The 14,065-nt window shown below is 73.3% G+C and carries 15 protein-coding genes; 7 read left to right on the forward strand and 8 right to left on the reverse strand.

Translation table 11 applies throughout. From position 1 onward, the window contains the following. The first annotated feature begins 55 nt into the window (after nucleotides 1-55). The 4 genes from KME79_RS25470 to KME79_RS25485 all read left to right on the forward strand — a co-directional run bounded on the left by KME79_RS25470 (nucleotide 56) and on the right by KME79_RS25485 (nucleotide 2,725). Nucleotides 56-577 carry a snapalysin family zinc-dependent metalloprotease gene (locus KME79_RS25470; protein ID WP_219546638.1) on the forward strand — a complete coding sequence of 174 codons (522 nt, stop codon included), beginning with the start codon at nucleotides 56-58 and terminating at the stop codon, nucleotides 575-577. 106 nt (nucleotides 578-683) lie between these two features. Next, a complete protein-coding gene (gene manA / locus KME79_RS25475; protein ID WP_308249048.1) occupies nucleotides 684-1,841 on the forward strand; it encodes a mannose-6-phosphate isomerase, class I in 1,158 nt (385 codons plus the stop codon). An 87-nt stretch (nucleotides 1,842-1,928) separates the two neighbouring features. Then, on the forward strand, nucleotides 1,929-2,360 hold the full coding sequence (locus tag KME79_RS25480; protein WP_148031517.1) for an Hsp20/alpha crystallin family protein: 432 nt from the start codon (nucleotides 1,929-1,931) through the stop codon (nucleotides 2,358-2,360). Nucleotides 2,361-2,410: 50 nt separating this feature from the next. Further along, nucleotides 2,411-2,725: a MerR family transcriptional regulator gene (locus KME79_RS25485; RefSeq protein ID WP_219546639.1), complete on the forward strand. Its 315-nt coding sequence runs from the start codon at nucleotides 2,411-2,413 to the stop codon at nucleotides 2,723-2,725. Nucleotides 2,726-2,739: 14 nt separating this feature from the next. Here the strand turns inward: KME79_RS25485 and KME79_RS25490 are convergent, their stop codons facing one another. Beyond that, complete coding sequence (locus KME79_RS25490) at nucleotides 2,740-4,866, reverse strand: alpha-galactosidase (protein ID WP_219546640.1); 2,127 nt, start codon at nucleotides 4,864-4,866, stop codon at nucleotides 2,740-2,742. Between the two features lie 121 nt (nucleotides 4,867-4,987). On the opposite strand from KME79_RS25490, the gene KME79_RS25495 reads away from it, so the two are divergent. Continuing rightward, nucleotides 4,988-5,761 (forward strand): hypothetical protein, encoded by a 774-nt coding sequence (locus tag KME79_RS25495; RefSeq protein ID WP_219546641.1) that lies wholly within the window; start codon nucleotides 4,988-4,990, stop codon nucleotides 5,759-5,761. Here KME79_RS25495 and KME79_RS25500 read toward each other — a convergent pair. The 7 genes from KME79_RS25500 to KME79_RS25530 form a co-directional block, all read right to left on the reverse strand. Beyond that, nucleotides 5,718-6,929 carry an FAD-dependent oxidoreductase gene (locus tag KME79_RS25500; protein WP_219546642.1) on the reverse strand — a complete coding sequence of 404 codons (1,212 nt, stop codon included), beginning with the start codon at nucleotides 6,927-6,929 and terminating at the stop codon, nucleotides 5,718-5,720. The genes KME79_RS25495 and KME79_RS25500 overlap by 44 nt on opposite strands. Then, nucleotides 6,926-7,483, reverse strand: coding sequence for a TetR/AcrR family transcriptional regulator (locus KME79_RS25505; protein ID WP_219546643.1), 558 nt, complete (start codon nucleotides 7,481-7,483; stop codon nucleotides 6,926-6,928). Before KME79_RS25505 ends, KME79_RS25500 begins: the two co-directional genes overlap by 4 nt. Before the next feature lie 85 nt (nucleotides 7,484-7,568). Continuing rightward, nucleotides 7,569-8,609, reverse strand: coding sequence for a PP2C family protein-serine/threonine phosphatase (locus KME79_RS25510; RefSeq protein ID WP_219546644.1), 1,041 nt, complete (start codon nucleotides 8,607-8,609; stop codon nucleotides 7,569-7,571). Between the two features lie 211 nt (nucleotides 8,610-8,820). Continuing rightward, a complete protein-coding gene (locus KME79_RS25515) occupies nucleotides 8,821-9,165 on the reverse strand; it encodes a TraR/DksA family transcriptional regulator (protein WP_148031523.1) in 345 nt (114 codons plus the stop codon). A 57-nt stretch (nucleotides 9,166-9,222) separates the two neighbouring features. Continuing rightward, nucleotides 9,223-9,987, reverse strand: a complete 765-nt coding sequence (locus tag KME79_RS25520; protein WP_219546645.1) for a rod shape-determining protein — start codon at nucleotides 9,985-9,987, stop codon at nucleotides 9,223-9,225. Then, nucleotides 9,984-10,424 carry a TraR/DksA family transcriptional regulator gene (locus KME79_RS25525; RefSeq protein WP_219546646.1) on the reverse strand — a complete coding sequence of 147 codons (441 nt, stop codon included), beginning with the start codon at nucleotides 10,422-10,424 and terminating at the stop codon, nucleotides 9,984-9,986. The genes KME79_RS25520 and KME79_RS25525 overlap by 4 nt, the downstream gene beginning before the upstream one ends. An 81-nt stretch (nucleotides 10,425-10,505) precedes the next feature. Then, nucleotides 10,506-10,865, reverse strand: coding sequence for a hypothetical protein (locus KME79_RS25530; RefSeq protein ID WP_148031526.1), 360 nt, complete (start codon nucleotides 10,863-10,865; stop codon nucleotides 10,506-10,508). Nucleotides 10,866-11,257: 392 nt separating this feature from the next. Between KME79_RS25530 and KME79_RS25535 the strand changes: the two genes are divergently transcribed. Continuing rightward, nucleotides 11,258-11,605 carry a hypothetical protein gene (locus KME79_RS25535; protein ID WP_219546647.1) on the forward strand — a complete coding sequence of 116 codons (348 nt, stop codon included), beginning with the start codon at nucleotides 11,258-11,260 and terminating at the stop codon, nucleotides 11,603-11,605. A 45-nt stretch (nucleotides 11,606-11,650) separates the two neighbouring features. Then, on the forward strand, nucleotides 11,651-13,909 hold the full coding sequence (secD, locus tag KME79_RS25540) for a protein translocase subunit SecD (RefSeq protein ID WP_219546648.1): 2,259 nt from the start codon (nucleotides 11,651-11,653) through the stop codon (nucleotides 13,907-13,909). Nucleotides 13,910-14,065: the final 156 nt, after the last annotated feature.

Consider the following 14,065-nt stretch of genomic DNA (forward strand, 5'->3'; position numbering starts at 1 on the left):
CGGACGATGCCGTCGCGTCTACCGTGACAGCACCCCCACTGTCCGAGGAGACACGATGCCAAGACCCCTCCGTCTCGCGCTCTCTCTCATCCTCACCCTGGCCTTCCTGCTGGCCGCCACACCCGCGCAGGCCACCGCCCTGGTCAGGGTGCTCCGCTACGACGCCAGCCGGGCGGCGGAGTTCCGCGGCGCGGTCGACCAGGCCGCGCAGATCTGGAACGCCAGCGTCGTCAATGTCCGGCTCGTCGCGGGCACGCCGGCCGACTTCGTCGTCGTCGCCGACAACGGCTGGCCCCGCGCCCAGCCGACCAGCCTGGGCCGGGGCCGGATCTGGATGGGCCGGCAGGCCACCAACCAGGGCTACCACCCGGTCCGCATCGCCGCCCATGAGATCGGCCACATCCTGGGCCTGCCCGACCGGCGCACCGGCCGCTGCACCGACCTGATGTCCGGCTCCAGCGCCCCCGTGAGCTGCACGAACCCCAACCCGAGCGCCGCCGAGCGGGCCGAGGTGGACCGCAACTTCGCCGGCAGCACCCCGCAGGCCGAGTTCGGCAGGCTGTACGTGGACCGCTGAGCCCGGCCGTGACCGGGGCGTACGACCGGCCCGGCGACGCGGCCCGCTGATCGATCGTCCCTAGACTGGTGCCGTCCCGCAGCCCCGTCCCAGAGGAGCAGACGACGTGACGGCACCGATGCGGCTGGCGCCGGTGATCCAGCCCTACGCGTGGGGGTCGCCGACCGCCTTCCCCGAGTTGTTCGGCACCCCCGCGACCGGCGAACCGCAAGCGGAGATGTGGATGGGGGCCCACCCCGCGGCCCCGTCCACCGTGGGCGGGGTCCCGCTCACCGAGCTGATCGCCCGTGACCCGCTGGGCATGGCCGGGGCGTCCGGCCCCGGCCTGCCCTACCTGCTCAAGGTGCTGGCGGTGGCGGGCCCGCTGTCGCTGCAGGTGCACCCGACGGCCGAGCAGGCGCGGGCCGGCTTCGCCCGGGAGGAGGCCGCCGGGGTGCCGATCGGCGACCCGGCGCGCACCTACCGCGACCCGTTCCCGAAGCCGGAGATGGTGTGCGCGCTCACGCCGTTCCACGGGCTCTGCGGCTTCCGCGCGCCGGACGAGGCGGCGGACCTGCTGGAGAGCCTGGACATCCCCGAGACGGGCCGCTGGGTGGAGACCCTGCGCGCCCGCCCCGCCGGTGAAGCGCTCCGCGAGGTCTTCCAGGACATGCTCGGCGACGCCTCCAAGGACGCCCGCGAAGCGGTGGAGCACGCCCTGACCGGCGCGCCCTCCCGCGGCGGCTCCGATCCCGCGGGCGGGCTCGCGGTGTACGCGGAGCTGGCGCGTGCCTATCCGGGGGATCCGGGTGTGGCCGCCGCGCTGCTGCTCAACCACGTACGGCTCCAGCCCGGTGAGGCGATCTTCCTCGGCGCCGGGGTGCCGCACGCCTACCTGGGCGGCGTCGGGGTCGAGATCATGGCCAACTCCGACAACGTGCTGCGCTGCGGCCTGACCGGCAAGCACCGCGACGTGCCCGAGCTCATGCGGATCGTCGACTTCACGCCCGCGCCGCCGCACCGGGTCCGGCCGTCCGCGGACGACGGGAGGCACGGCTACCACCCGCCGGCCACCCAGTTCGCGCTCGTCCGCCACGACCTCGCCGAGGGGGCCGCGCACACCGTGCCGGGCGGGGTCCCGCAGATCCTGCTGTGCACCGGTGGCCACGCCGTCGCGGGCGGGCTCGCCCTGGGTCCCGGCGAGTCGGCGTTCGTCCCGGCGAACGCCCCGGAGCTGCCGCTGACGGGGGAGGGGACCGTGTTCCGCGCCCTGCCCGGCGGCTGACGCGGAGGCGGTTGCCTTCTCGTGGAGTCTGACGTAACCTACAAATGCAGTTGGAGGTTAGCGCCTAGCCAGCGAGGAGGTTCAGACATGCTCCTGACGACCGTCGACCCGTTCCTGCAGGAGTTCGAGCGCCAGTTCGACCGGCTCACCCGTCAGGCCTTCGGCGCCGGCGGAGCCGTCATGCCGATGGACGGCCTGCGCCGCGACGACGACGTGGTGCTCCGCTTCGACCTGCCGGGCATCGACCCCGGCTCGATCGAGGTCACCATCGACCGGGGTGTCCTCAGCGTCAGCGCCCACCGTGAGGAAGAGACCGGCGCGGACGAGCGTCTCTTCGTCCGCGAGCGTCCCATGGGCGCGTTCACCCGCAGGATCTACCTGTCGGAGCACCTCGACAGCGACAAGATCGACGCCGCCTACGCGGACGGCGTCCTGACCGTGCGGATCCCCGTCCTCGAGCGCGCCAAGCCGCGCAAGGTCGAGATCCAGCGCGCGGACGTCAAGGCCATCAGGCGCTGACGCCGCACCGCGCGGGGGGCGGCTCCCCGCCCCCCGCCCCGGAGGAGGCCATGATGTCCCAGCTGCCGATCGACGACGATCACGCGCCGCTCTACACGCTCGGGCAGGTGGCCGACATGCTCCGGGTCCAGCAGGCGTTCCTGCGCCGCCTCGACCAGCACGACGTGATCAGCCCCCGGCGCTCACCGGGCGGCCAGCGGCGCTACTCGCGCCGCGACATCCTGGTCGTGCGCCACGTCATCGGGATGACCGACCAGGGGATGACGCTGGTCGCCGTCCGACGCATCCTCGAACTGGAGGCCGAGCTCGATCGGCTCCGCGAGGAGCTGGCGGAGGAACGGCGGCGGCAGAGCCGGCCGGACTGACCGCCGGTCGCCCGTCACACCGCCGTGAGGTGGATCAGCACCGCGTCGTCCGGAGACAGCGACGGGATCCCGATGCCGGACACGCCCAGCGCCCGGCCGGTGAGCACGTGCTCGCCCGTGACCCAGACCGGGTCGCCGTTCCGCGGCCGGGAGCGCACCGGCGTCAGCGGGCGGACGCGGTAGGCGGTGCCGGGGTCGAGCCCCGGCAGCCGCAGCAGGCCCGGTGGCCAGGTGACGGGCAGCGCCAGCATGGCGACGGCGAAGATCGCCTCGGAGCCGTCACCGGCCACCACCCCGTGCGCCTGGAAGCCCTCAGGCGCCTCGTCCAGCCGCACCGCCGTCCCGGTGTGCAGCAGCTCCCGGTGCCGCTTGTGCAGCTCGATCCAGCCGGCCACCTCGGCCAGCTCGGTCTCGGTCAGCGTGGTGAGGTCCCACTCCAGCCCGAAGTGGCCGAAGAACGCGGTCACCGCGCGGAACGGCAGCGCGTGGACGCGGCCGGTGGTGTGCGAGCGGGGCGCGCCGACGTGGCTGCCGATCAGCTCCGGCGGCAGCAGCTGCGCGGTCCAGCGCATGATCTGCTGCCGTTCGGTCGAGTCGATGCAGTCGCTGGCCCAGACCCGGTCGGTGTGCTCCAGGACGCCCAGGTCCACCCGGGCGCCCCCGGACGAGCAGGACTCGATCTCCAGCCCCGGACGGGCCGCGCGGATCTCGGCCAGCAGCCGGTAAAGGGCGAGCGTCTGCTCGTGCACCGCGGGCCTGCCGGTCTCCGCCCAGCCCGCGTCGACCAGGTCGCGGTTGTGGTCCCACTTGACGTAGTCGATGTCGTACTCGCCGATCAGGGCCAGCAGCCGTTCCTTGACGTAGGCGTACGCGTCCGGGTGCGCGATGTTGAGCACCTGCTGGTGACGGGCGGTGGGCGGCAGCCGGTCACCGGCCCCCATGATCCACTCGGGATGGGCGCGGGCCAGGTCGGAGTCCGGGTTGACCATCTCCGGCTCGAACCACAGCCCGAACTCCATGCCGTGCGCCCGCACCCGCTCCACCAGAGGCTTGAGCCCGCCGGGCCACACCTCAGGGTCGACGTACCAGTCGCCGAGCCCGGCCCGGTCGTCGCGCCGGCCCCTGAACCAGCCGTCGTCCAGCACGAACCGCTCCACGCCGATCCGGGCCGCCCGGTCGGCCAGCTCGGTCAGCCGGTCCAGGTCGTGGTCGAAGTAGACGGCCTCCCACGTGTTGAGCACCACCGGCCGCGGCGCCGGCGGATGGGACGGGCGGGCGCGCAGGAAGCCGTGGAAGCGGTGCGCGGCCTCGTCGAGCCCGCGCCCGTACGCCGCGTAGATCCACGGCCCCGGGTACGACTCGCCCTCGGCGAGCACGACCTCGCCCGGCAGCAGCAGCTCGCCGCCGCCGAGGTGGGTGCGGCCGGTGTGGACGCGTTCGGCGTAGGAGAGGTGGTTGCCGCTGAACGCGACGTGCACCCCCCACACCTCGCCGCGCCGGAAGCCCGCGTCCGGGGTGGTGGCGAACAGCACGGTCGCGGCGTCGGCGCCGGTCCGGCCGTGGCGGCCCTCGCGCAGGTGGGTGCCGACGGTGATCGGCCGCCGCTGCGGGACCCGCTCCTTGGACCAGCGGCCGGCCTGGTCGAGCAGGTCGGTGGCGACGGCGGGCACCGGCAGCGCCAGGTGCAGCGCCTCCAGCGTGTACGGGTCCGCGTGGTCGTTGCGCAGCCCGGCCCTGGCCCGCAGCAGCCCCGAAGGGTGCAGCTCGACGGTGAGCGACAGCGTGAGCCGGGCGCGCGGGTCGGCGGCCTCCGCGGTGAGCGCCCGCACCCCGCCGCCCTCTTCGAGCCCGTACGTGACGGCGGTGAAGGCGGGCGACCAGTCGCGCCCCGCGCGGTGACCCCGCAGGCCGGGCATGCCGGTCCAGCCGGTGCGCGCCTCGGGGACCAGGCCGGTGCGTACGGGGACGTCGGAGGTCAGGTCGAGGCGGGGCCGCAGCGAGGAGACCAGCGCGGCCAGCGCCCGGTAGTCGAGCGGGCCCAGGTCTGGCCCCCAGTGCAGGATGGCGGGCAGGGCGTCGGAGGGGCATTCGATCACCAAGGAGACCCCGGAGGCCCTGAAGTGGTGGATGACAGGCTCCATGCGCGTCTTTCTGGGTGAGGGGACAACGCTCGGCTCGATCGTTTCACACGGCCCCGAGACGTCCCCGTGATGATCGTCTGCGAGGATGCCCCGATCCCGTACTGATCATGAAGGACATCCGATGAAGCGTGCCATAGCCGCGCTGGCGGGCGCCGCCGCCCTCCTCGCCGCCGCCCCCGCCCACGCGACCGCCCCGGCCGACCCCGTGAAGGTCCTGCAGAAGCGGCTGGCCAAGGGCACGGGGCTGAAGTTCACCGACACCATCTCGTACATCGACCTGGAGGGAACGACGGCGGCGCTGCGCCGCACCGGGAAGCTGACGCTGGACCGGAAGGGCGCCGCCGCCGTCGAGGTGCGTGCCCGCACCGTGAAGAACGACGCGGACCACCTCGGAGGCATCGTGGACGACGAGCGGGTGATCGCCGTCGGCAAGCGGACCTACGTCAAGGGGGGCATCCTGTCCCGCAGCGCGCCGGAGGGCAAGACCTGGGTCAAGCTCCCCCGCGCCTCTCTCGGCCTGGGCGGTCGGTACAGCCAGACGATCAACCCGGCCGAGCCCGCCACGCTGAAGGCGCTGATCACCTCCGGCGAGAAGTCCGGGCGCACGTACACCGGCAAGATCAGCGAAGCAGAGCTGTGGAAGATCTCTTCCTGGTTCCGGCTCTCCAAGGTGATCAAACCCACGGATCCGGAAGTGCTGGAGTACCGGCTCACACTGAGCGCGGGCGAGCTCCCCCAGAGGCTCGTCACCACCTTCCCCGCCGCCTCCGGACCGTGGCGGCGCAGCCACAACGGCGGCGAGACGATCAGCGTCGACACCCGCTACACCGGCTGGGGGAGCAAGGTGCGCATCAGCGCTCCGGCCAGGAGCCAGGTGCACGAGGTGAAGCGCTGAACAGCTCGTGACCTCCTGGGCCGAGCCTGCCCGCCAGCAACCGGCCCGCGCCCGGCAGCGCGGCCAGCCGCAGCAGCCAGTCGCGGGCCGCGATCCGGCCCCGGCTCGGCGGCGCCATCCACTTGACGAACCGGCGGCCGAACCGCTGCACCCGCGCCACGGGCCCGCGCATCCGCGCCTCGTAACGCGCCGACGCGGCGGGCACATCCGCCAGGAGCCCTCCGCCGGGCACGTCAGGCCCGCCACCGGTCAGTTCCTCCGCGAGCACCCGGGCCGCCGCCATCGCCAGCGACGCCCCGTGTCCGGCGAACAGCGACACCGCCTGGCAGGCGTCGCCCAGCAGCACCACCCGGCCCCGGCTCCACGCGTCCATCTCCACCTGGCTCACCTGGTCGTAGTACAGCTCCGGCGGGTCCGGGCAGTGCGGCAGCACCCGGGGCAGGATCCAGCCCAGGTGCCCGTACCGCTCACGCAGCGCGGCAGCGGGGGCGGCGGGCCAGGCCGGATCGGGCTCGCGGTGCAGGAACAGCATCGCGAGCCGGCCGCCGCGCAGCGCGTACGCGCCGGCCATCATCCCGGGAACGGTCAGCATGCGGTAGCGCACGCCCACCCGCCGGCTCAGCTCCTCGTCGTCGAGCGAGTACGCGGCCACGTGGTGGCCCAGGTAGCGCACGAACCGCTCCCGCGGCCCGAAGACCAGCTCCCGCACCCGCGAGTGCACGCCGTCGGCGCCCACCAGCAGGTCGGCGTCCCGCCACGTCCCGTCGGAGAGCAGGACGCGCACGCCGCCCGAGCCCTGCTCCACCGCGTCCACGGTGAGTCCGTACCGCACGGGCGAGCGCACCCGGTCGGCGACGGCCCGCGCCAGATCGCCCCGGAGCAGGCTGGTCACCCCGTACGCGCCGGGCGGCAGCGTCAGCCGGCTGGTGGTGCGCCCGTCCCCGTCCACGTAGCCGAGCTCGTTCACCTCGTAACGCAGCTCGCGCAGCCTCTCGCTCAGCCCCATCCGCGCGGCCACCTCGGCACCCGGGCCGTAGAAGTCGATCATGTAGCCGTCGTCGCGGAACGACCCGGCCCGCTCCACCAGCTCCACGTCCCACCCGGCCCGCTCCAGATGCCAGGCCAGCGTCAGCCCCGCGATGCCGGCGCCGCACACCACCGCTCTCATCGCGTCCCCTCCCGCACCAGGGCCAGAAGCGGCGCGGCCAGCCGGTCCGGATCGAGGGCGGGGTCGAGCGCGCGATGCAGCACGATGCCGTCCATCGCCGCCGCCAGCACGGCCGCCACCGCGTCCGCGTCGCCCTCGTGCCCCCGCTCGCGCAGCCACGCCGCCACCACGGCCCGGAACCCGCCGACCTGCCCGCGCAGCCGCTCCCGCAGCTCCGGGATCCGGGTGGCGGCCAGGTAGAGCTCCGCGACCAGCAGCGACGCGGGGTCGGTGCCCGGATAGCGGCCCAGCTCGGCCACCATCCAGCGCACCCCGTCGCCGAGGTCGGCGTGCCGCGCCAGGCCGCCCGCGAACTCCTCCAGCAGCCGCCCCGTCACCTCCGTGCCCGCCTCGGCCAGCAGGTCCGTCACCGACGAGAAGTGGTAGTGCACCACCCCCGGCGCGACCCCCGCCCGCTCGGCCACCATCCGCGTGGACACCCCGCCCCAGCCCGCCTCCACGATCAGTGGGACGGCCGCGTCGAGCAGCCGCCGCCTCGTCGGAACCGCTGTCATACACCCTCCTTTTGGACGAACGCCTTGGACGACTGTCCAACACACTACGCGCGAAGGCCCGGAAAGGTCCAGCGGAGGGATCTACTCAGGAGAGATGGCGGCGCAGCAGCAGCATCGCGGCGTCGTCCGGCAGCGGCCCGCCGACGTGCTGGATCAGGTCGGCGCGCAGCGCGTCGAGGGCTTCCTGCGGCTCACCGGCCAGCAGGAGCCCGGTGCGGTCGGTCAGCGGGTAGAAGTCGCCGGCGCGGTTGCGCGCCTCGATCACCCCGTCGGTGAACAGCAGGATCTGGTCGCCCACGCCGAACGCCACCCGGTGCGGCTTGGGCCGGTCGGTCGCGAGCGCTCCGAGCCCCAGCGGCAGGCTCTCCTCCGGCGGATCCACCGTGATGATCTTCCCCTCGCCGCGGATCAGCAGCGGCGCGGGATGCCCGAAGTTCAGCAGCGAGATCTCCTCGTCGTGCACCTCGGCCAGGATCGCCGTCACGAACGTCTCCGCGCTCAGGTGGCGGCCCAGGCTGGCCTCCAGCCGCTCGCCCACCTCGGTCAGCTCGCTCATGTCGTACGCGGCCTCGCGGAAGGCGCCGAGCACCCACGCGGCGGTCTCCACCGCGGTCAGCCCTTTGCCCTGCACGTCGCCGATCAGCAGCCGCACCCCGTGCGGTGTCGTGACCACCTCGTACAGGTCACCGCCGATCTGCGCCTCCGCCGCCGCCGACGTGTACGACAGCGCGATCCGCAGGTCGGCGGCCCGGCGCGGGACCGGCCGCAGCAGCACCCGCTGGGCGGCCTCGGCGACCAGGCGCACATTGGCCAGCTCGCGCTCGCGTCGCAGCCGCAGGCGGCTGACGATCATGCTGGCCGCGGTGACGCCCGCGACCGTGGCGATGGTGATGTTGTTCTGCCGGGTCAGCAGCGTGCCCTGATACGCGGCCAGGGGCACGCACAGAGCCAGCGCCGCCACGCCCACGAAAGCGGTCCTGCGCACGCTCCCGTACACGGAGGCGAACGTCGGGCCCAGCGTCAGCAGCGGGAGGAAACCCAGATCGCGGCCGGCCATCAGGTCGGTCACCGCCACCGCGAGCAGCACGGCGAACGGCAGGTAGCGCAGCACGACCTGCGATCTCACCGGAGCCCCTTACCCCGTCGCCGCCCAGTCCCGACCCGCGCTCCCAGCACTTTCCTCCCCGAGCGTGCACGAACTCCCGGCCGTGAGACGTCAACGGCGCGCCGAGACAATCATGGCCGATCAAGGCGGTTTCGTTACCGACCGTTTCCCAATCGTAAGTCTTGCCTGCGGCGCGCCCCGGGAAAGACGCGCGGCTATCTGGACCGGATGCTCAGCGGGCTTCGTGCCGCTGACGGCAGGGCACGCAGTGCCGGGTCAGCGGCCTGATCTTCAACCGCTCGAACGGGATGCTGGTGCCGCAGTCGGCGCAGCGGCTGTAGCTGCCGTCCGCCAGCCGCTCCAGGGCGTCGCGGATCTCGGTGATGGTCCGCTCGGTGGCGGCCAGGTCGGCCAGCACGCCCTGCTTGGAGCCGTCGTCCGTGCCACCGCCTCCCTCCACCAGTGCCCGGAGCTCGTCCAGCCTGGAGGCGCGCCACATGAGCTGGCTCTGCAGGTTCTCGCTGATGGTCTGGACCTGGACTTCGCTGAGCATGACGTGCTCGTCGTGCTGGGTCATGGAATGCGTCCTTACGTGAGAGAGAGGTGTTCGTAGCTGCGGAAGAGGGGACGGCGCTCAGGCCGTGGGAAGGGCGAGCAGTGCCGCCATGGGAGGCAGGCACAGCCGCGCCAGCCCGCGCACGGTGGCGTGCGCGGGTTCGGGGGCGCTGCTCACCGTCATGCGCAGCCTGGAGCACAGGCGCCCCGCCAGCCCGGCTTCCGCCGCGCCGCCGCCGGTGAGCATCAGCCCGCCCTCGCGCGCCGCCGGGCGCAGCCGGGCCGGCAGGCGGGCCAGGAGTTCGGCCGCCATCTCGGTGACGCGGTCCTGGACGTGCGCGGGCAGCGACCCGTCGCCATCGGCGGGCAGCTGGACGGCGAAGGCGTCGGTGACGGCGGCGTCCCTGATGACCACCGCCTCGATGATGCCCGCGCCGACGTCCATCAGAAGCCGCGGGCGCGGGCCGGTGATGTCCAGGCCGCTGCCGAGCGCGGCGGCCAGCGGCTCCTCCACCACGGTCGCCGGACAGCCGGCGGCCCGCTCGACGATGCCGGTGACCGTGGCCCGCTCGGCGGGCGAGGCGGTCACCGGCACGCCCACCAGCACCCGGCCGGGCGTCCGCGCGCCCTCGGGCAGTGCGGTGCGCAGCACCTGGTCGACCAGCCGCGCGCAGGCGGCGACGTCGGCGACCAGGCCGTGCCTGACCGGCCGGGCGGAGCCGGGCACGCCGGACGGCTCGTCGACGATCGAAGGGTGGCCGAAACCGATCAGGCGGATCCGCGCGGTGCCGAGATCGACCGCGGCCCTGTCGTCCAGCCAGGAAACGCGGCCGTTCCCGGTCACGTCCCGTTCCCCGCCTCGTCTCCGGCTCCAGGTCCCGGCGGGACGGCCGCCTCGGGCCGGCTCCGCTCCGGGACTCCCGCGGGGGCCGGGCGCGGCGCCGGGATCTCGGTGGCGCCGGAGGGCCCCTGCTGCTCCCTGGTGCCGGCGCAAGCGAGGCAGAGCTGCTCGTGCGGGATGCGGCGCAGCACACCGTACGGAATGAAGGCGCCGCAACGCACACAGGTGCCGTACAGGCCGCGGTCCATCCGGGCGAGCGCCGACTCGATCGCGTCGCTCTCCCGGCGGGCGAGCCCGGCCAGCGCCGCGGAACCCGCCGTCACGGCGGCCGACAGGTCGGCGCGAGCGGCGGCGAGCCGCTCCTCCAGCAGGTCGCGCAGCTCCTCAAGCCGCGCACGGTGCTGGTCGTAGTCCTGCATGAGTGTCTGCAATGAAGCCATGAGGCATCGCTCCTAGCCTGAGAGATCCGGCGCGTACGCCGAGGAGGCCCCGCGCCGCGACAGCACGGGGAGGGAAGATCTCTAGACGGGCGGCGGGCTCCGGGAGCCGGCCGCGCGATGACCCGGCTGCTGGGGGCCGCGGATGGCGGCCGAGCCCGCTTCCGGCCAGGACGGGGCGTGCCTGACGGACACCGTCTCGGCACGCTGGCGCGCCGGCCACAGGCGGGGCAGGTGCTCGGCCCTGACCTGCTGGTGCGGCAGCGTCGACACCGCCGTCACCTCCGACCCGGGCGTCATCACCCCCGCGGTCTGGACGCGCTGCTGCACCGGGTGGACCCCGGCCCAGCGAGGCGTGGAGGCGACCATGACCAGGGCAAGCAGCAGCAGGCCCACCACCGCGAGAAACGGGGTGGAGCCACGTGTGATGCTCCGGGTCGCCATGAGGCCGACCATAGCTCACTTTCCTGGTGGAAGCACCGGTCAAAGTCGCCTGATCAGGGTGGCGTCCGCACTCTGGAACGGGCCCGGGAAAGCACCCCTGAAAGGCGCCGATACCGGCGAGGCGTCCGGTGCTGGGGCGGGCACGCCGTAGGGTGGAGGCTTACGCGCGTGAGTGCCTTCGCGGCGCGCGTGTGCCAGCATGGAGATCGGATCCAGCCGTCCGGTCGCGTACCGCCGGTGGACGGGACGATCCCGGTGATCGTCCCGGTAAGATCATCGTCACCGATGGCGGCGGCTGCGCAGCGGGGAAGCCGCGTTCCGTGCGGCCCGGCCGGATCTCCGGTGTCCACACCGCAAGCAGGTCAAGATCAAGGCAGCGACGAGGAGGGACCGTGTGCACCAGGGTGCCCGCAGTGCTCCTCCTCATGCTGTCGTGGTTCCTGCCCGCCCCCGCCCACGGACAGGTCGTCCAGGTCGTCACCGCGCAGGGGGTGACCCAGCAGGCCCAGCAGGGCAGTCACCACCCGGGGGCGCGCAAGTCGCCGCTCCCGCCGTCCACCGCCCAGGCCCGGACGATCTCGTACGAGATGAGCGGCGGCGCCGCCCTGCTCCCGCCCGGCCCGCCGCGTCCGTCGCTGCACGCCGCAGCCGCCGAGCGGCCGCACGCCTGCGCGGGGTTCACCGCCGCCTGCCAGGAGACCATCCCCGCTCGCGCGCCCCCTTCCTCCACGGCGCTCTGAGAACACCTGGTCCCTTCTTTCCTCTCAAGCCCGTGGAGGCTTCCCATGTCACGTGCGCCGCTCTGGCGCGCACTGGCGGCTTTCGCCGTCATCGCGACCTCATTGGTCCTCGCCCTCACCATGGCGCCGCGGCTCGGCCTCGACCTGCGCGGCGGCACCCAGCTCGTGTTCGAGACGCGCGACTCGCCCACGATGAAGGCCGACTCCGAGGCCACCGACCGCGCCCTCGACGTGCTCCGCCGGCGGGCCGACGCGCTCGGCGTCGTCGACCCCACCCTGGTCCGCTCCGGCGAGCAGCGCATCATCGTCGAGCTGCCCGGCGTGCTCGACCCGGAGCAGGCGGCCGAGGTCATCGGCAAGACCGCCCAGCTGTCCTTCCACGCCGTGAAGGGAGTGGCCCAGGAGGGCGAGAAGGCGGAGAAGGGCGAGATCGTCGTCGCCGACGAGAGCGGCCAGCGTCTCAGACTCGGCCCGCCGGTCATCAGCGGCGACGGCGTCAGCGACGCCAACGAGCGCAGCGACCCCCAGCAGGGGCCGGGCTGGTGGGTGAGCGTCCAGTTCCGCGACGCCGCCGCCTGGCAGAAACTCACCGGGGAGGTCGCCTGCTTCGAGGCGGGCGACCCGCGCCGGCGGCTCGCGATCCTGCTCGACAACGAGATCATCTCCTCCCCGCAGCTCGACCCGTCCATCGCGTGCAGGGCCGGCATCCCCGGCGGCGGCACCGACATCACCGGCGACTTCACCCTTGAGGAAGCCCGCGAGCTGGGCGTGCTGATCAAGGGCGGCGCGCTGCCCGTTCCGATGGAGCTGGTCGAGCAGCGCACGGTCGGCCCCACGCTGGGCGCCGACGCCATCGAGGCCAGCGCCAAGGCCGGTGTGGTGGGTCTGCTTCTCACCACGCTGTTCATCGTCGTCATCTACCGGATGGTCGGCCTCGCGGCCGCCCTCGCGCTGGCCTGTTACGGGCTGATCTCGTACGCGGCGCTGGTGGCGATGGGCGCCACCCTGACCTTGCCGGGCCTGGCCGGTTTCGTGCTGGCGATCGGCATGGCCGTGGACGCCAACGTGCTGGTGTTCGAACGCGCCAGGGAGGAGTACGCGGGAGCGCCCAAGCGGGGCCTGCGCCATGCGCTCGACCGCGGGTTCAAGATGGCCTGGAGCGCCATCGCCGACTCCAACATCACCACCCTGATCGCCGCCGGGCTGCTGTTCTGGCTGGCCTCCGGGCCGGTCAAGGGCTTCGGCGTGACCCTCGGCATCGGTGTGCTGGCCTCGCTCGTGTCGGCCATGCTCATCACCCGCGTGTTCACCTCGCTGATCATCGACCGGATGGGCCCGCGCGTGTCCGGCCTCGGCTCGGTCGGGCGGGTCAGGACCTGGCTGACCAAGCGCGACCCGCAGGTCATGGCCCACAAGACGCTCTGGCTGGGCATGGCGGTGGTGGTGACCGTGGTCTCGCTCGCCGGGCTGTTCGCCCGCGGGCTCAACTTCGGCGTCGAGTTCACCGGCGGCCGGCTGGTCGAGTTCTCCACCTCCACCCCCATCACGGCCGACACGGCCAGGCAGGCGGTCGCCGACGCGGGCTTCCCGAACGCCGTGGTGCAGGCTTCCGGCCCGGACGTCTCCGTACGGGCGGGCGAGCTGGAGATCGCCGAGGTCAACCGGATCCAGGAGGCGCTGGGCGAGGTCGGCGGTGAGGTGAACAAGAGCCGCGACGAGTTCATCGGCCCGAGCCTCGGCGAGGAGCTGCGCCGCAACGCGCTGATCGCGCTCGGCGTGGCGATCGCCGCCCAGCTCGCCTACCTGGCGTACCGGTTCCGCTGGACGTTCGGCACGGCCGCGGTCTCCGCGCTGGTGGTGGACGTGTCGGTGGTGATCGGGCTGTTCGCCTGGCTGGGCAAGCCGATCGACGGCGTGTTCCTGGCCGCGATGCTCACCGTCGTGGGTTACTCGGTCAACGACAAGGTGGTGGTCTTCGACCGGGTCCGGGAACTGTGGGCGCTCAACCGCAAGGAGCCCCTGGCCAAGGCGGTGAACGGGGCGATCCTGCAGACGCTGCCCCGGACGATCAACACCGGTCTGGGCGCGCTGTTCATCCTGATGGCGCTGGCGGTGTTCGGCGGCGACTCGCTGCGCGACTTCGCCATCGCCCTGGTGACGGGCATCGTCGTCGGTACGCTGTCGTCGTCGTTCGTGGCCGGGCCGCTGGCCATCACGCTGGACCGGTTCGACAAGAAGCCGCCGCCGGAGCCGCCGCAGCCGCGTGTCAAGCGTGCCCGCGAGGGCTCGGGCGCGGTGCTGTGACGAGCCTGTGAGGACAAGAGACGCGTCGGCGGTTCGCCGGCGCGTCTCTTGCTTTCCGGGGTGATGACGCAGGTCAGCACCCGGCCACCCTCTCCATGCGACGCGTTTGCGGATGTTTGCCGCTGCCTTTGACCGGCGGGACGCGGCAACCGCGAA

The sequence above is a fragment of the Nonomuraea harbinensis genome, assembly GCF_019396385.1.
In the GTDB taxonomy this organism is placed as follows: Bacteria; Actinomycetota; Actinomycetes; order Streptosporangiales; family Streptosporangiaceae; genus Nonomuraea; species Nonomuraea ferruginea.